This is a genomic window from Pseudoalteromonas sp. S4741 (assembly GCF_005886135.1).
GTDB classification, from domain to species: Bacteria; Pseudomonadota; Gammaproteobacteria; order Enterobacterales; family Alteromonadaceae; genus Pseudoalteromonas; species Pseudoalteromonas tetraodonis.
In genome coordinates this window covers 1-15,505 of record NZ_PNCN01000109.1, presented here as the reverse complement: position 1 = coordinate 15,505, position 15,505 = coordinate 1, and the positions used below count along the sequence as shown (strand labels likewise).

Genomic DNA, 15,505 nt, shown 5'->3' with positions numbered 1-15,505 from the left:
CATTTAATATAGTCATCACTTCGCTAGAGGATAGTCGAGATGGCTTAATGCTTTGCTTTTCACCTGACTCTATTAGGTGTTTAAGCCATTGAGGTTCAAACAATAAACAAAAATCATCGACACCTAGGTAAATTGCATCTAAGTTATTCATGCCCTTGCCTCGGTAATCTTATGTTTCTTGGTCGAAAGATCTGATCACCGCAAGGGCATTTAGTTCCATTTCTTATGTGCAGCTCAGGTTATTTACGCTTCTTGTCGTGGGTTTAATCTGAATAACGACGTGTTAGTAAGTAAAACTGAGCAAACCAAAGCGTTTACTCATTTTATAAGCCAAGTTGGTGAATGGATAAATACCGACTACGCGCTGGATAAAAAAGAACAAGCACGGTTATTACTCGATTCATTAAGTAGCGCCATTGATCGAGCTCATAGTTTAGCCCTTGCTACTACTTTACATATCAACAATTGCCATCGTCAGCTGCACACCGTTATTTGTGAACACTTAAATCTTGATGCGCCATTTACTGAAAAAAACCAGCGTTTAGCCTGTTGCCGCTATTATTTAGCCTGTTATAGCAAATGCCAAACCTGCCCTAAAAAAGACATTAATACCAATGAACCAACGTTTTAAAACGATTGATCTTGCGCGTGGTGCGAGCGTTTTCATTATGATTATTGTGCATAGCTTATGGATGTATGCCTCCACTACGCTTCAAAGTGAAAGCGCATTTGGTACGGTTGTACATATACTTGGCAAAGGCACCGCCTCGTTTTTGGTGGCAATGGGGTTATTTATGGCGCTTTCGCGCAGGCAAACACCCTTGCTATTAATTAAGCGTGGCATACAGCTTTTACTGCTTGCTTATTTAATGAATGCGGCCAAGTCCTGGCTGCCTATTGAAGTATTTAATACCATGCCTGAGGCGTTTATAAATGCGTATGGCTGGCAAAGTCCGCTCAGTGCTGGGCGGTTACAATTATTTTACAACTGGCTGGAGTTAGCTTATTGCTGTTTGGTGTGCTTAATATTGACCGTTGAAAAACAACATGGATTGCGGGTTTAGCCATTGCAATTGCAGTTTTGAGCCAGTTTGTAAGGCGGCTGCAATTTACGCTTTCACCTTATTTTAGCGATTTGTTTTTTTGCTAATAACTATCAGGTGTATTTTCCGGTATTTCTTTTGATAAGTGCGATATTAACGGGGTATGTATTTGGTCGTTTATACCTTAGTAACCACCAATGTGCCGAGTACTTATATAAAGTATGTGCACAACTTGGTGCTGCTTTACTAGTTATTGGCGGCATATGGTTAGCCATTGATTTTAAAGGTCAGTTTGGCAAATTTTTCAATTTAAATGGCGGCGGTATTAGCTATTTAATTGGCTTAAATTTATGTGCCCTAGCGGCTATACAGTATATTTTTGCTGATAAATATAATGGCCCTATTACACGTGCTCTTTTATATGCCAGTAAACATGTTACCGCTTTGTATGTTATTCAGTGGGTGCTTATTTGCTGGTTTATGGGTGTGTTTGGTTATCATACGCAGTCGCTTGTGCCAACCTTGTGCCTAATGGCGCTTATGAGTTTACTCACTTTTGCAATACACAAAATGTATTTGCAAACTAAGTTAACCCTACTTGGTTTTAAGCAAAAATCTAAACGTGCAGCATAAACTGTAAAGGGGCTTTACGGACGCTGATTTGGGTGCCCTAGCTTGCTTTTATTGCGTCAATAACGCTATGCATACGCTTTGCTAACGGCCTATTTCGGTGATGGCACACATAAATATTTTCGCTAATTGGTTTGGTTAAATGATGCGTTTTAATAAGCGCAGGTTTATTAAAAGCACTTACTGCGTGTGCGGGTAAAACCGTAAAACCGAGCCCTAAACTTACCGGCTCTAGTATTAAACTTATTTGGTTAGAAAACCCCGTGCGCTTAATTTGATCAACATGCTCAAACTCACTGTAGTTTTCGCTAAGTAAAAGCTGCGCGTGGTGTTTTGCATCGGGGTGGCTAATAAAACCCAGTTCATTTAATGCGCTCCATGTTGGATTTTTTATTGCGGCCGGTGTTACCAATAGTAAAGGTTCTTGGCCTATTTTATGGCTAGTAACTTCGCTAAGGGTAGGCGCTTGAGTTAAAAAGCCAATATCGGCGCTGTGGTTTGCCACAGCTTGCTCTACACTGGTATTTGGAGCAAAGCGGTAATCTATAATTAGCTCCTTGTGCTCTACTTGCAATGCTAATAGTTGATTGTAAAACTGCAGCCCGCAACTGCCTGGCGATTGTATTTTAACTAAACCGCTGCAAGGTGAATCATCTTTTAATTGCTGCTCTAAAAACTGCCATTCTTTGAGTAACTGACTACCCTGCTGATATAAATTTTGACCCTGAACGGTAAGGGTAAATTGTTTACCGTGGCGCTCAAGCAAGGCGCAATCTACTTGCTGCTCTAACTTTTTTATATGTTGGCTTACGCCTGACTGGGTCATATAAAGGCGCTCGGCGGTTTGGGTAAAATGGTTTACCTCAACTAAAGTACAAAACGTGTTTAACCATGTAGGATTTATCATTACAAAACATACTCAAAATGATGATTAATGATAATTTTACTTAATGTTGGTCGGTTCGTAAACTAATTCCATCAACTAAACATAGTTAAGTAGGAGTATTTATTATGAGTCATACATATCCACGTAGTTTTTCGCACATTGGTATTTCAGTACCGGATGTTGAAAAAGCCGTAGAGTTTTACACTAAGGTGATGGGCTGGTACACCATAATGGAGCCTACCGTGATCACTGAAGACAACAGCCCAATTGGCGAAATGTGTACCGATGTATTTGGTCCAAATTGGGAAAAATTTAAAATAGCGCACCTTTCAACAGGCGACCGTATTGGGGTAGAAATTTTTGAATTTAAAGACCAAGAAAACCCTAAAGACAATTTTGAATACTGGAAAACCGGTATCTTTCATTTCTGTGTACAAGACCCAGATGTTGAAGGCTTAGCGGATCGTATTGTTGCTGCAGGTGGTAAAAAGCGTATGCCAGAGCCACGTTACTATTACCCTGGCGAAAAGCCGTACCGCATGATCTACATGGAAGACCCATTTGGTAACATCCTTGAGATTTACAGCCACAGCTACGAGCTTATATACAGCGCAGGCGCTTACTAAACTTAGCTCGTTTAAAAAGTTTAACTATAAACAAAAAGGCCGCAGTATTTATTACTGCGGCCCTTTCGTTCCTAAAAGAATACATTGCCTAGATGTATTAGTGCTGATAACGTGATAAAACAAAACTACTTATAACTTCATGTTTTAAATTAAGGACAATAATGAACATTTCATTGGAAGATGTCACCTCTGCTAATTACGAAGAGGTATGCGATTTAGACGTTACCAAAGCGCAACAAGAATACGTAGCGTGTAATATGTGGTCGCTTGTTGAGTCTCATTATAATGTTGGGCATACCTGTAAAGCGAATTAACCTGAACTCTGGATAATAAATCTATCTCAAGCAGCTATTTTCAGCGCTAACTTCGTTGAATTTACTTGCAATAGGCTAGCTATTGACGCGTAATTTCGCCTTATTTTCACTGAAAATCTCTGGCTAGAGAGAATAAGCATAAATATCAATTTTGACTCAATACGTTAGTAAATCCCTTAACCAGAGTTCAGGTTATTTAGCAAAAATAATAAGCCTGTAGGCTTTTTTATATGGGTGCAAGAAACCCCTACAAAGGTTTCTATTTGGCGTTTTATGGTAGATAAACATCATCAAAATAAAGGTATTGGCCGCCAAGCATTATTCATGGCAATTGCAGAGATTAAAACGACTTCTAAGCTTGAACAAATCGAGATTTGTTATAACCCGCAAAACCCTGTTGCTAAGGATTTTTATTCTAGTTTTGGGTTTGAAGAAGTTGGCCTAGATGAAGACGAAGAAGATATGTTAGCCATTATTAATATAAAAAGTTAACCCAATTTTGTTTAGCGCGTTGCTTATTGCCATAAAAATTAGTGCTTAGTAAGGTGTGGAGGATGTTGCAGTGCTAATTTTTTTAGCTGTGTAATGCATGAAAGCGCTAAGTCATGATATTCATCATCGCTATACAATATCTCGTTTAGCAGATTAATAGATTGTATGAGTGCATTGTGCGCAGCAATTTGTTCGCCTAAAAAGTGAAGTGTGGAATAAAGGCGCTCTGTAAGTGAGGTAATTTGTACTACTTGCTGTTTGTTTGCACAATTATACATTTGAGCTAACAAGGACGCACTTTCAAGTGCACACCCCAAGTACGGCAATGCTTGTGCAAATTGGTATCGTTTAAACAGCGCTTCGCCACTTAGCTGCGCGTTTTGAATATCTATAATTGCTTGTTCTGGTTGACATAAAACATGTTGTTTGTGTCGAGCACATAAAAAAGGTAAGGCCATGGTACGTTCCATATCTGTATATTTTTTAAGACTGTAAAACAGAAACTCCAAAACATCAAATGATAATTGTTTTTATTTGCATTTATGGGTTTGAAGCAGTTTGTTGTGTATACTAACTTCATTGTTTTGATTCTTATTTTTATAAAAACCGATATGAAAAACCCATTTTTAGCACTTGTTTTATTCAGTGGATTATCAGGCTGCAGTATAAACACAGTATCAGTATCTCAAAGTTCATCCTTGTATAATTACGGGCTTTATAACGCAAATGGCCAGCGAGTTAATTCAATATTGTCAGAGTCCACGCTTTTGAATGCCGATGTTATTTTAGTCGGTGAGTGGCATACACACCCCGGTGTGCACTTATTTCAAGCTGAGCTATTTCAGCAATTAAGCACGCAAAATAAGCCTATTGCTCTATCGCTTGAGCAATTTAGCCGCGCTGATCAGCAAACACTAAACCTTTATCTTGAGAGTAAAATTGGCGAACAATACCTAATTGATAACACTAAGGCTTGGGCTAATTATAAGAGTGATTATCGTGCGTTAGTGGAATTGGCGAAGATGCAAAATAGCGATGTAATAGCTGCAAATGCGCCTAAGCATATTGTTACCTGTATTGGTCGCCAAGGTATTAATTATATTAATAAGCTCGACGCACAGCAGCGCAGTTTTATTGCAAAAGAGATAGATATTTCTCCAAGCCTTTATAAAGAACGCTTTATGCAATCCATGCATCATGGAACGGCGAGTAAAAACGAAAAACTATACGCCGCGCAAGTTACTTGGGACGAAACCATGGTTGAGTCTATCGTTAACTATATTAGTCAAAATAAGGGCACGCAGGTTATACATTTAGCCGGTGACTTTCATGTGAGAAATGGTGAAGGCATAGCGCGGGTAATTAAGCGAATTGCCCCAGAGCTTAATATTGTATGGATATCGCCAGTATCAAAAGTACAATCTGAGCAAAGTGGTTATCAATTAGAAGTTAACGCTTTGCCTGCTCGCTATGTGCAAAAAGCACATCAACAAGCTGCATTTAAAGCGTTAGCTAAACGAGGCGAGCAAACAGCCTGCTTATAAAATAACGACATAGTTAGTGAATTTCTTAAACAGGGCTCAGGTTAACTATGTCGTCATGTATTTAGTTTATTTACTTCGAGCTTGGTTGGTTAGCTCAACCAGCGCTTTACGTATCTCTAATGGGCTATCGCACTCGTTCGCAAAATTAATAAAGTAATTACGCTTGTGGCTTTGTATATAAAAGCCTGTGGGTAGTAGGCCGCTCATTATTGGGGTGTTATCGGCTACGTTATAGTGCTGCATTAATATCAGCGACATAGCATCTTGATGATCTTCATTCATATGAGTGATCATGCTTTGCTGCTGGCTTTCATCCCACTTTTTAGGCTGAGCTTGCCACTCGTTTTGCTCAAGCCAAAATATTTTTCCAAAACCGCCAATATAACGCACCCGCACTACATCTAATTGCCAAAGCTGAAAATCATGCGCATTGCGATAGCTTGCAGCCTCAGGGTACAAAGCTATATATTTATCAAGTAGCACTTCGCTTTGCTCTTTTGCCACAATAGAGCCATCACCTACGAGTGTTACTCGCCCATGTTCGTTTTGATCGCCATAATCGGCGGCATCAAAAATAGTTAGACTCATGCGTGAGTCCTGTTTTAAATTTTTGGTGTGCTGAGCTATGTCACTAATAAAAAAGTAGATGCGACCTTGTTCGTCACCCATGTAAGGTGTAACAGAGCCAAACGGATAGCCGCGTAAATTATTTGAAATGGTCGACATTACGCCGGCATGGGTTTTAAAAACGAGCGTACGTGCGTCGTTTAATGCTTGTTCTCTCATAAAAACTCCTGACGTTGAGAAAAAACCATGGGCGCATCGTTATAAGGATGAGGGTTAACGTGCAATTTCATGGCGTACATTTGTTGTAAGTTTTGTGCTGTTAAAACGGTATTTATAGACCCGCTTTGCAGCACTTTTTGGTTGTGTAATAAAATAGCGTTGGTTGCATAAAGGCTTGCTAAATTAAGATCGTGTATAGCAATAATGGCGCTGTTTCCTTGCTTTACAAAGGTTCTAACACAGCTAAGTAAAGTATGTTGATGACGCATATCTAGCGCTGATGTTGGCTCATCGAGTAACATTAATTTAGGCTCAGTTTGCGCAGTAAAAGCATCTAACTGGGCTAATGTGCGCGCCATATGAACACGCTGTTGTTCGCCGCCTGAAAGCGCACTCATTCGACGTGTTAGGTAATGGGTTAAATCCATAAGTGAGGCATATTTTTGCACTTTATTGGCTTGTGTTTTAAGAGACTCTGTATAGGGATAGCGACCCATAGCAATGAGTTCAAATACACTAAAATCAAAGCCAACATGGTTACTTTGCATCATTACAGCTCGCTTGCTAGCTAATTGCTCTTTAGAAAATGAATGCAAAGGCTGGGTATTAAATAGTATATCTCCCTCAAAGGGATGCATGCCTGCCAAAGTATGCAGTAAGGTCGATTTACCTGCGCCATTTTCGCCTATCAGTGCGACAAGTTGTCCTGCTTGGATATTGCCGCTAATATCCTCTAAAACACGATGCGTGTTAAAGCCTATATTGAGGTTGTTAAACGTGATCATGACCAATCTCGCTTATTTTTAATGATTAAATATATAAATAGTGGAGCGCCAAGTAACGCCGTTATAATGCCTATCGGCAGCTCCGCAGGCATAACCACCAAGCGTGCTAACCAATCTGAAAGTAGCAACACAATCACACCTAAAAGCATACAAAGTGGCAGCATATTTCGTAAGTGTGGGCCAACCATGAGGCGTGCGATGTGAGGGACAACTAAACCAACAAAGCCAATTAAACCTGTTAGCGCAACCACCGCACCTACGCCCAATGCAACTAATATAATGACGTATAGTTTAAGCTTGCTGGTATCGACGCCTAAGTATTGGGCTTGTGATTCACCAATAAGAAGTAAATTCATTGGCTCTTTTAATCGCCATAGCCCGATAAGGCTCAGTAAAAGCAAAGGACTCGCCTGTTTTATATTATCCCAGCTCGCACCGCCTAATGAGCCCATGGTCCAATAGTTAATTAACCGAAGTGCGCTGTCATCGGCATAAAAACTTAATAGCCCAATAACAGCAAATGCCAATGCATTAATGGCGACACCGACTAATATAAGCGTATTGATATTAATTTGCTTTTGTTGTTTTGAGACTAAATATACCAGCGACGTTACTGATAAAGCGCCCAAAAATGAGGCATAAGGTAAGTAGTGTTGGGCGTTAAAATTAAATTGTGCACTAAGGGCAATAAAAGCAACCGCGACCATTGCAGCGCCTGCGCTTATACCAATAATAGAGGGATCGGCAAGCGGGTTACGACATAGCGCTTGGGTTGCAGCCCCTGTTTGTGCAAGTACTAAACCCACCATCACAGCAAGGACAAAACGAGGCAGACGTATTTGTGTAACTACATTAATTTGTAGCGCATCAAATTGACTAAAGTGCTCAGGAGCTAGCCATGCAATCGCTAAGCGCCAATCCCATCCTGCCGCTCCATAGCCTATGCTAAGTAATGCTAGAGCAAAAATGCAGCCATAACTTAATAGCATCCACTTATGCGGGTTACTGAGTGTTATGGCGTTAAAACGATTCAAAGTTAACGTGCTCATAAGCGTGTTTTATACTCATGCAATGCTTGAATCGCAGTTGCAATACGCGGCGACATGCCCAGTGAAAGTAAACTGTCCATGACCAGTAACTGACACTCTTGCGCTGCTTTTAATAAACGAAGTGTAGGCTGTTTACAAAAGGCTTTTTTACCACCAAGGCTATGCACAACATGCGCTGGCGCCACTAAAAAATCGGGCTGATTTACAGCCAGTACTTCACTGTTAATTGCTTTAAAGCCTGTATGCGTAGCAGCTATATTGGTAATGCCCGCATAGTTAAACAGTAAGTTGGGCACCGTTTCTTGCCCTGCTGCGACGAGCCCACGCTCATTAGCTGAAAGTAAAAACAAAGCGTTGTGGGTCTGTGTTTTTACTTTATTAGGTAATGATGCTTTTATTTTAGTAATCAGATTTTGAGCTTTTAGGTTTGCATCTAAATCACTACCAAGGTGCTTAATTAGTTCAAGTAGTTCATTTACAGAAGTCGGCTTTTTATAGTGAATAACCTTCACTCCGGTTGCTTCTATTTGCTTTAGCGCCTGCTCTCTTCCTGCTCCTTCAAGTGCAAGTAACGTAGTTGGGCGCATTGAAAGCACTCCCTCAGCGGCTAGATCTCGATAGTAACCTACCTGTGGCAACTGTGTTGCTTGTTGCGGATACATACTTGATTGATCAACCGCTACTAAACTATTTTGTTTTTCTAGTGCGTAGATTATTTCAGTTAATGTGCCGCCAGCACTGATCACACGGTCTTTCGCGAGTGCTGATTGAGTGGCTAAAGCCAGAAAAAAAATTAGGTACTTCATAACAAACTCCGATTTTATTTTTTAGTATTATAACCACTTTAATCTAAATGAAAATGATTATCATAATCAATTGATATTATTTTGGGTTAGTTGTACCATTTAAAAGTAAATAATAACTATTATCACTTGGAGTGGAGATGAATCCCTTTTCTTTTAAATTTACAGCATTAGCCTCTTTGTTAATTAGCTCTGGTAGCGCACTGGCCGAAAATGTTATTGACGATCATATTGTGGTTAGTGGCTCTCGTTTTGAACAAAAGCTAGAAGATGTGACTGGCTCAGTAACGGTTATTACCGAACAAGATATTGAGCGTCAGCTCGCTGTAGATTTACAAACTATGTTTAAATACGATCCAAGTATCTCAAGTACTGGCAGTGGCGCAGGCGCGCAAACATTAACTGTTCGAGGTGTTGGTGGCAACAGAGTTGTTTTTATTAAAGATGGAAGACGCACAAATGATGGCTACGCTGGCGGCGGCGGTTATTTAGTGGGTCGAAACTACTTTGATGTTGCTGGTGTTAAACAAGTTGAAGTTGCAAAAGGGGCGGCATCATCGCTATATGGTTCTGATGCACTAGGGGGAATTGTAGTAATAACAACTAAAGATCCAAGTGATTATTTAGTGGATCAACAAAGCTTGGTAAAAGTAGCGTTAGGCTACCAAGGCCAAAGCAATCAGGTTGCTGCTGATATTACAGCAGCAAAAGATTTAGGTGACTTTGCTATTAGCGCTGTTTATAGCCATCGCGATAGTGAAGAAGTACAAAATTACGTTGAAAATTTACCAGGTTACGATGCCCGCTCGGACGCTTTACTACTTAAAGTTGAGCAAAAATTTGATGAAAAACGAACCCTTAAGTACACCTTAGATTACTTTAACCAAACGACAGAGCAAGTAATCACTCCATCCATTCAAGAAACCGAAGACGAAGATACAAATATCTCATTTGCACTCGATTATGATTCAAATATGGCAACAGCCATATTTGATAAATGGTATGGGCAACTATCCTATAGTCGTTACGAGCAACAAAGTGACCAAATAAGCGCGGCTAGAAATTACATTGATTATAATGACTACGGGTTTGAGCAAGATATTTTAGGCCTAAAAGCGGTATTTAATAAGGAAATTAAAGGAGAAAATACCGAGCATGAATTTGTTTATGGAATCGATATTGATTTATATGATACAACACGACCACGCTTAAAAACCCGTGTATTAAATGATGGTACTGTTGATTTTACGAATGAAAAACAAAAAGCATTTCCTGGCGCCGATACTTCTTTAGTTGGTGTATATATGCAAGACAGTATTAAATTTAATGAGACTGATTGGTCGTTAGTTGCGGGTATTCGTTACGATTATTATGCACTTGAAGCTAAAAAAGATGCGCTATACGCTGACACCGAGCTTGATGATATTACCGAATCTGCGTTTTCACCAAAGCTGGGTGTGATTTATCAGGTAGACGATAATTTATCTTGGTATGGGCAATATGTTCGAGGCTTTAAAATACCGCCACACGACCAAGCCTATCAAAGCCATGGTGTTGAGCCATTTTATCAAATATTACCAAACGCAGATTTAGACCCTGAAAGCAGTGACTCATTTGAGATCGGATTAAGATACGCTAGTAGCGATATTAGTGTAAATCTAAGTACTTTTTATGCTGCCTATGATGACTTTATCGAAACAACAATTGCGGGTGTTGAACCAACTTATATTCCTAATGTAAATAAAACATTTTACCAATACCAAAATATTAGCGAAACCCAGATCAGCGGTGTAGAAGCTGGTATTGCTATGTATGTTACCGACGATATTTTATTAGAGGCCAATGTTGCTTACGTAGATGGTGAAAACAAAGACTCTGACCAGCCACTCACTAGTATTAGCCCGTTAAATGGTTCTATATTGGTAAGCACTGAGTTTGGCAATGTTAATTGGACCGCTGCTTGGCGTTTAGCTAAGGCGCAGTCTGATGTAGTACTTGATACTAATGGTAATAAAACAACACAAGGTAACGGTTATGGTGTTGTTGATTTATATGCAAATTATCAGTGGCAAGCATGGCAAATGAATGTAGGTTTACTTAACCTACTCGATAAAGAGTACGTACCGTTTGAACTTATTGCTGGTCAATCCAAAGGCACTGATTTTAGCCAATATAGCCAACCAGGACGTAATGTTTCGGCTCGGATAAGCTATCAGTTTTAATTAATATTAAAAGTTGTGTATATACCAATCAGTATAAATATCTGAATAATTTAACGGATTGAATTTTTCTATGTCTAAGCTGATTGGTATATAAAGCACTAAAAACACGGCGTATTGCGCCATAGTGTAAAGGGGGTTTACGCCCCGTGATCTTTGTACTGCTCATATCTTTCAATAACACTATTCATACATTTTCAAAAGAGTGCGCTTAAATCAATATTGGTTTACTAAAGGCACTTAAGGCATGCGTATTCAACACCAGAAACCTAAGCTAATTATAAAAAGGAGGTATTAGCTCGAACAGGTTACGTTACTCATATCGAAAGTATGCGTTAAACCAGCAGGATCTTTATTAATTACTATTAGGTTATTCTTTTCAATGTAAAAAGTGTATTCGCGCATCCAATTGAGTTTAGCAATTTGTTTTAGCTCATAACGGCCAAATGCTAGCGGGCAATTTAAATACACATAATGGTAGGCTTTCCCCATCGCGCCAGGGTCTGCGGTGTAAATATAAATAGTACGATCAGTAAACGTGCTTTGTTTATGAATATAATCAGGGGTTGATAATGAAGAACCATTGAATAAAATCCCTAAACACAAAAAAGGAATTTGTATTACACCGACTAATGTAAGAATGATAAAGAACAACCACTGAGCGATTTTATTTTTAATTATGCTTTTAATTTTTTCAGATTTGGCGAGCAGTAATATTAAACCTGTAATTACCAACACCAATTTTATATAAAGTAAATTATGGCTTAATGTATCCATAAGCCGTGGAGAGTGCCAATTTAAACCCCAAAGCGCTCCACCATGCATACTCTCCAGAAAGGGTAACAATAAACATGCCGTAATAAGAAAGATAATTAACGAGACATTATTGCTGCTTTTATCCATTGATTTTTGTCCTTTAATCTAACCGGAGTCGCTGTATTTTAGTGTAATATTTATAACATAATTTAAAATGCAGCGTACCTAAAATGTTATAAACAAGATAGCTACCTAAAAAAGTAAAAGTATCTTTAAAGATGGTAAGCAGCTACTTATTATCCAAAAAAAAGCGCCTTAACCACTACATTAAGACGCTTTGGGTGAAAAACTATAAATAACTAGACGTTAAAAATGCTGGTTGTATAGTCACCTTCAACGCGGTTAAAATTATCACTACCTAAGCTAAGTTTTAGCTCACCCTGTTGCTCAAATTGAGGTTTTTTGGTCACGATATTAACTGTACCGCCGGGCTCTGAGCGGCCATAAAGTGCGGAGCCTGGACCTTTTAATACTTCAATGTACTCAATGTTTGATACATCACGAGGGCCGCTGAATCCGCGTCCACCGCTAAAACCATTAATTAAGTAACCCGATGGCATGTTTTCGTTACCCGATAATCCACAAATCGAAAAGCTATCCCATAACGCGCCACTGTTATTTTTACGTGAAATACTGGCAGAAAAATACAGCGCATCTTGTAATTGAGTTATTCCTTTTTGATCAAGTACCGCGTTATCGAGGGTTTCGATTGATTGTGGCATTTGCTTTTGAGGAATATCGCCTCGGTAAGCTTGTTTATATGTAACCGCAATTTTCTCTATTGGTTGACTTTGGGCAATGCTTTGTGCGCTTGCACTTAAGCAGGCTAAGTAAATTAATAAGTACTTCATAAAATGCTTTTGGTAATGTTATATTATAACTTAAACTACAGCATTTGTTACTTTATAACAAAATGTTTTTTGCGCTCTATGTATGCGTCTAATTTTTACACTAGCGACTATGCAGCTATCACGTTAAGATGGATAAAAATAACACAATAAGAACAATATAATGTTAACAAAAACAAATGCATTAATTTACTTTTTAGCGTTTAGTAGTGGCTTTAGTATTATGGGAATAGAGCTATTAGGTGGGCGCATTTTAGCGCCTTACTTTGGCAGTAGTGTACATATCTGGGGCAGTATTATTACTGTATTTATGCTTAGCTTATCATTTGGGTATTTACTGGGGGGTAAGCTGTCTATTCGTCATCCTTCGTTGACCAAATATGGGTTAATCTTTTTAGTTGCCAGTATTATGGTACTACCCATTGCTTTGTATGCTGAGCCAATTATGGCATTTATTTTTTCGCATATTGAAGACAGTCGCTATGGCTCGTTACTCGCCTCAACCGCGTTATTTTTTATACCCACCATTATTTTAGGCATGATCTCGCCCTACTCCGTACGTTTGCTGGTTACAAACAGTGAGCGCAGCGGCCAAGTGGCTGGCGGGCTTTATTTTGTAAGTACCTTAGGCAGCGCACTGGGCACCATTATAACCTCTTTTTATATGGTATTGGCGTTTGATGTTAACGCGATTATTTTAGGTTTTGCTGGTGTATTAGGCACGCTTGGGCTAATTGCCATTACCTTTGACAAACTTAAAGTACGAGAGGCCGTTTATGCTTAAGTTTAAATCCCTGTTTGTTTGTATTACGGCGCTACTGTTTTCATCATACAGTGCAGCTAATGTTGTGCATAAAGAGCGCTCCTTGTATCGAAATCTACTTGTTGAAGAAACTGGCGATTTACGCTGTTTAAAGTTTGATGAAAAAACTCGACAAAGCAGCCAAAGTTGCATGTACATTAGCGACCCTAAAAAACTCGTGTTTAACTACACTAAGCTGGCTTTTTCTAGTTTGTTACTGATTGATAACCCTAAAAAAGTGCTCATTATTGGTTTAGGTGGCGGTACGCTTTCTAATATGATTCATGAGCTATACCCAAAGGCATACATTGAAAATGTTGAAATAGACCCTGCGGTAATTAAAGTGGCGCGCGATTATTTTAACTTTATAGAAACCGATAACGTAACTGCTAAAGTGCAAGACGGGCGTATTTTTATTAAACGTGCGGCGCTTAAAAAACAGCAATTTGATTGGATTATTTTGGATGCGTTTAATGGCGACTACATTCCTGAGCACTTACTCACAAAAGAGTTTTTTGAAGAGATAAAAAGCGTATTAGCCGAAGGCGGAATTGTTGCTGCTAACACGTTTTCATCAAGTAAACTCTATGAACATGAGTCGGCAACCTATCATGCGGTATTTGGCGATTTTATTAATGTAACAGCCAATAATAACAGTAATCGTATTATTTTGGCTGGTTATAGCAATATCCCTACAGAGCAACAAATAGCACAGCGGGTGACGCAGCTAGCTCCGTTACTTGCTCCTTATGACGTAGATATAAAGGCAATTAGCCAGCGTATGTTTTTCACTAAAGATGGTAAAGATTGGCCAAGTGATACTAAGGTGCTGACAGATCAATACTCTCCAGCTAATTTACTTAATTTTTGATTGCTATTACATGGTCACTTATATCCGGTGGCCATTACTTATTAAAAAGATAATATTTTAAGGAAGCGATAATGCACATTCACTTTATTATTCATGAACATTTTGAAGCGCCAAGCGCTTATGAAGCTTGGGCTAAAATGAATAGTCATACGCTGTCTTATACCCGTATTTATTAAGCTGAACACTTACCGCAACATGCTGATGATATAGACTTTTTAATTGTAATGGGTGGGCCACAATCGCCCGCTATATAGCTTGCAGAATGCGCCTATTTTGATAGCAAAAAAGAACAAGCCTTTATTGCCAGCATGATCACGGCAAACAAAATAGAGTTGGGCGTTTGTTTGGGGTCGCAATTAATTGGTGAAGCGTTAGGCGCGGCTTATCAACCTAGTCCAGAAAAGGAAATTAGTAAGTTTGCGATTACCCTCACTGATGCAGGTTTGAATCATCCGTTATTTAGCCATTTTGGCAGTGAGCTTAATGTGGGGCATTGGCATAACGATATGCCAGGCTGACTACTACAGCCAGTATTATTGCCAATAGCGAAGGTTGTCCAAGGCAAATAGTCGCTTATAGCGATTTAGTCTTTGGTTTTCAATGCTACATGGAATTGACCACCGAGGTGGTTACCCTCCTCATTGCCAACGATGATTTAACCAATGCCCATAATTACCGCTTTGTTGAACAGCCCGAAAAGCTCTTAAGTCATGACTATAGTAAAATGAACAATAAGCTTTATACTTTCTTAGAAAAGCTTGCTGCGCACTATTTATCAAAATAATACTTATTTAACCTGAACTCTGGATAATAAATCTATCTCAAGCAGCTATTTACAGCGCTAACTACGTTGAATTTACTTGCAATAGGCGAGCTATTGACGCGTAATTTCGCCTTGTTTTCACTGGAAATCACTGGCTAGAGAAAATAAACATAAATATCAATTTTGATTCAATACGTTAGTAAATCTCTTAACCAAAGTTCAGGTTAA

At 39.1% G+C, this 15,505-nt stretch carries 16 protein-coding genes and 4 pseudogenes; 11 read left to right on the top strand and 9 right to left on the bottom strand.

Going from position 1 to position 15,505, the window contains the following annotated elements; all coding sequences use genetic code 11:
• A pseudogene (locus CWC30_RS19260) lies at positions 1-151 on the bottom strand (IS982 family transposase); the annotation flags it as partial.
• A 129-nt stretch (positions 152-280) separates the two neighbouring features.
• Between CWC30_RS19260 and CWC30_RS14465 the strand changes: the two are divergent.
• The 3 genes from CWC30_RS14465 (at position 281) to CWC30_RS18865 (ending at position 1,676) form a co-directional block, all read left to right on the top strand.
• The gene (locus tag CWC30_RS14465) at positions 281-631 is read left to right on the top strand and encodes a hypothetical protein (protein WP_249929884.1); all 351 of its coding nucleotides are present in this window, start codon (positions 281-283) and stop codon (positions 629-631) included.
• On the top strand, positions 615-1,064 hold the full coding sequence (locus tag CWC30_RS18870; RefSeq protein WP_249929883.1) for a heparan-alpha-glucosaminide N-acetyltransferase domain-containing protein: 450 nt from the start codon (positions 615-617) through the stop codon (positions 1,062-1,064). The genes CWC30_RS14465 and CWC30_RS18870 overlap by 17 nt, the downstream gene beginning before the upstream one ends.
• Positions 1,065-1,181: 117 nt before the next feature.
• Positions 1,182-1,676, top strand: coding sequence for a hypothetical protein (locus CWC30_RS18865; protein ID WP_249929882.1), 495 nt, complete (start codon positions 1,182-1,184; stop codon positions 1,674-1,676).
• A 37-nt stretch (positions 1,677-1,713) separates the two neighbouring features.
• Here the strand turns inward: CWC30_RS18865 and CWC30_RS14455 are convergent, their stop codons facing one another.
• Positions 1,714-2,580: a LysR family transcriptional regulator gene (locus tag CWC30_RS14455; RefSeq protein ID WP_138627445.1), complete on the bottom strand. Its 867-nt coding sequence runs from the start codon at positions 2,578-2,580 to the stop codon at positions 1,714-1,716.
• A gap of 104 nt (positions 2,581-2,684) precedes the next feature.
• Between CWC30_RS14455 and CWC30_RS14450 the strand changes: the two genes are divergently transcribed.
• From CWC30_RS14450 to CWC30_RS14440, 3 genes and pseudogenes are all read left to right on the top strand, one after another.
• Positions 2,685-3,185: a lactoylglutathione lyase family protein gene (locus CWC30_RS14450; RefSeq protein ID WP_008130525.1), complete on the top strand. Its 501-nt coding sequence runs from the start codon at positions 2,685-2,687 to the stop codon at positions 3,183-3,185.
• Between the two features lie 161 nt (positions 3,186-3,346).
• Positions 3,347-3,499, top strand: a complete 153-nt coding sequence (locus CWC30_RS14445) for a hypothetical protein (protein ID WP_409418118.1) — start codon at positions 3,347-3,349, stop codon at positions 3,497-3,499.
• 204 nt (positions 3,500-3,703) lie between these two features.
• Positions 3,704-3,991 (top strand): annotated as a pseudogene (locus CWC30_RS14440) (GNAT family N-acetyltransferase); the annotation flags it as partial.
• Between the two features lie 38 nt (positions 3,992-4,029).
• Here CWC30_RS14440 and CWC30_RS14435 read toward each other — a convergent pair.
• The gene (locus CWC30_RS14435; protein ID WP_138627444.1) at positions 4,030-4,449 is read right to left on the bottom strand and encodes a hypothetical protein; all 420 of its coding nucleotides are present in this window, start codon (positions 4,447-4,449) and stop codon (positions 4,030-4,032) included.
• 105 nt (positions 4,450-4,554) lie between these two features.
• On the opposite strand from CWC30_RS14435, the gene CWC30_RS14430 reads away from it, so the two are divergent.
• Positions 4,555-5,535: a ChaN family lipoprotein gene (locus tag CWC30_RS14430; protein ID WP_249929881.1), complete on the top strand. Its 981-nt coding sequence runs from the start codon at positions 4,555-4,557 to the stop codon at positions 5,533-5,535.
• Between the two features lie 66 nt (positions 5,536-5,601).
• On the opposite strand, the gene CWC30_RS14425 is transcribed toward CWC30_RS14430, so the two are convergent.
• The 4 genes from CWC30_RS14425 to CWC30_RS14410 are packed head-to-tail and all read right to left on the bottom strand — an operon-like array spanning position 5,602 to position 8,961.
• The gene (locus CWC30_RS14425) at positions 5,602-6,321 is read right to left on the bottom strand and encodes a HugZ family pyridoxamine 5'-phosphate oxidase (RefSeq protein WP_138627442.1); all 720 of its coding nucleotides are present in this window, start codon (positions 6,319-6,321) and stop codon (positions 5,602-5,604) included.
• The gene (locus tag CWC30_RS14420) at positions 6,318-7,106 is read right to left on the bottom strand and encodes a heme ABC transporter ATP-binding protein (RefSeq protein WP_138627441.1); all 789 of its coding nucleotides are present in this window, start codon (positions 7,104-7,106) and stop codon (positions 6,318-6,320) included. Before CWC30_RS14420 ends, CWC30_RS14425 begins: the two co-directional genes overlap by 4 nt.
• Positions 7,103-8,155, bottom strand: coding sequence for a FecCD family ABC transporter permease (locus CWC30_RS14415; RefSeq protein WP_024602445.1), 1,053 nt, complete (start codon positions 8,153-8,155; stop codon positions 7,103-7,105). The genes CWC30_RS14420 and CWC30_RS14415 overlap by 4 nt, the downstream gene beginning before the upstream one ends.
• Positions 8,152-8,961 carry a heme/hemin ABC transporter substrate-binding protein gene (locus CWC30_RS14410; RefSeq protein WP_138627440.1) on the bottom strand — a complete coding sequence of 270 codons (810 nt, stop codon included), beginning with the start codon at positions 8,959-8,961 and terminating at the stop codon, positions 8,152-8,154. The genes CWC30_RS14415 and CWC30_RS14410 overlap by 4 nt, the downstream gene beginning before the upstream one ends.
• A gap of 137 nt (positions 8,962-9,098) precedes the next feature.
• Between CWC30_RS14410 and CWC30_RS14405 the strand changes: the two genes are divergently transcribed.
• Positions 9,099-11,180 carry a TonB-dependent hemoglobin/transferrin/lactoferrin family receptor gene (locus CWC30_RS14405; protein ID WP_138627439.1) on the top strand — a complete coding sequence of 694 codons (2,082 nt, stop codon included), beginning with the start codon at positions 9,099-9,101 and terminating at the stop codon, positions 11,178-11,180.
• A gap of 291 nt (positions 11,181-11,471) precedes the next feature.
• Here CWC30_RS14405 and CWC30_RS14400 read toward each other — a convergent pair whose 3' ends face one another.
• Entirely contained in the window at positions 11,472-12,080 is a 609-nt protein-coding gene (locus CWC30_RS14400) for a hypothetical protein (RefSeq protein WP_138627438.1), read from the bottom strand.
• Positions 12,081-12,304: 224 nt separating this feature from the next.
• A pseudogene (locus CWC30_RS14395) lies at positions 12,305-12,844 on the bottom strand (TonB-dependent receptor plug domain-containing protein); the annotation flags it as partial.
• 160 nt (positions 12,845-13,004) lie between these two features.
• Here CWC30_RS14395 and CWC30_RS14390 point away from each other — a divergent pair.
• The 3 genes and pseudogenes from CWC30_RS14390 (at position 13,005) to CWC30_RS19160 (ending at position 15,298) form a co-directional block, all read left to right on the top strand.
• A complete protein-coding gene (locus CWC30_RS14390) occupies positions 13,005-13,625 on the top strand; it encodes a fused MFS/spermidine synthase (protein ID WP_138627437.1) in 621 nt (206 codons plus the stop codon).
• Entirely contained in the window at positions 13,618-14,514 is an 897-nt protein-coding gene (locus tag CWC30_RS14385; protein WP_138627436.1) for a spermidine synthase, read from the top strand. Before CWC30_RS14390 ends, CWC30_RS14385 begins: the two co-directional genes overlap by 8 nt.
• A 71-nt stretch (positions 14,515-14,585) precedes the next feature.
• A pseudogene (locus CWC30_RS19160) lies at positions 14,586-15,298 on the top strand (glutamine amidotransferase-related protein).
• Positions 15,299-15,505 lie beyond the last annotated feature (207 nt).

Coding starts and splice junctions, on each gene's coding strand:
- CWC30_RS14435 (WP_138627444.1), bottom strand. CDS start 4,449: ATGGCCTTACCTTTTTTATGTGCTCGACACAAACAACATGTTTTATGT.
- CWC30_RS14415 (WP_024602445.1), bottom strand. CDS start 8,155: ATGAGCACGTTAACTTTGAATCGTTTTAACGCCATAACACTCAGTAAC.
- CWC30_RS14445 (WP_409418118.1), top strand. CDS start 3,347: ATGAACATTTCATTGGAAGATGTCACCTCTGCTAATTACGAAGAGGTA.
- CWC30_RS14385 (WP_138627436.1), top strand. CDS start 13,618: ATGCTTAAGTTTAAATCCCTGTTTGTTTGTATTACGGCGCTACTGTTT.
- CWC30_RS14405 (WP_138627439.1), top strand. CDS start 9,099: ATGAATCCCTTTTCTTTTAAATTTACAGCATTAGCCTCTTTGTTAATT.
- CWC30_RS18870 (WP_249929883.1), top strand. CDS start 615: ATGAACCAACGTTTTAAAACGATTGATCTTGCGCGTGGTGCGAGCGTT.
- CWC30_RS14450 (WP_008130525.1), top strand. CDS start 2,685: ATGAGTCATACATATCCACGTAGTTTTTCGCACATTGGTATTTCAGTA.
- CWC30_RS14420 (WP_138627441.1), bottom strand. CDS start 7,106: ATGATCACGTTTAACAACCTCAATATAGGCTTTAACACGCATCGTGTT.
- CWC30_RS14390 (WP_138627437.1), top strand. CDS start 13,005: ATGTTAACAAAAACAAATGCATTAATTTACTTTTTAGCGTTTAGTAGT.
- CWC30_RS14425 (WP_138627442.1), bottom strand. CDS start 6,321: ATGAGAGAACAAGCATTAAACGACGCACGTACGCTCGTTTTTAAAACC.
- CWC30_RS14400 (WP_138627438.1), bottom strand. CDS start 12,080: ATGGATAAAAGCAGCAATAATGTCTCGTTAATTATCTTTCTTATTACG.
- CWC30_RS14410 (WP_138627440.1), bottom strand. CDS start 8,961: ATGAAGTACCTAATTTTTTTTCTGGCTTTAGCCACTCAATCAGCACTC.
- CWC30_RS14455 (WP_138627445.1), bottom strand. CDS start 2,580: ATGATAAATCCTACATGGTTAAACACGTTTTGTACTTTAGTTGAGGTA.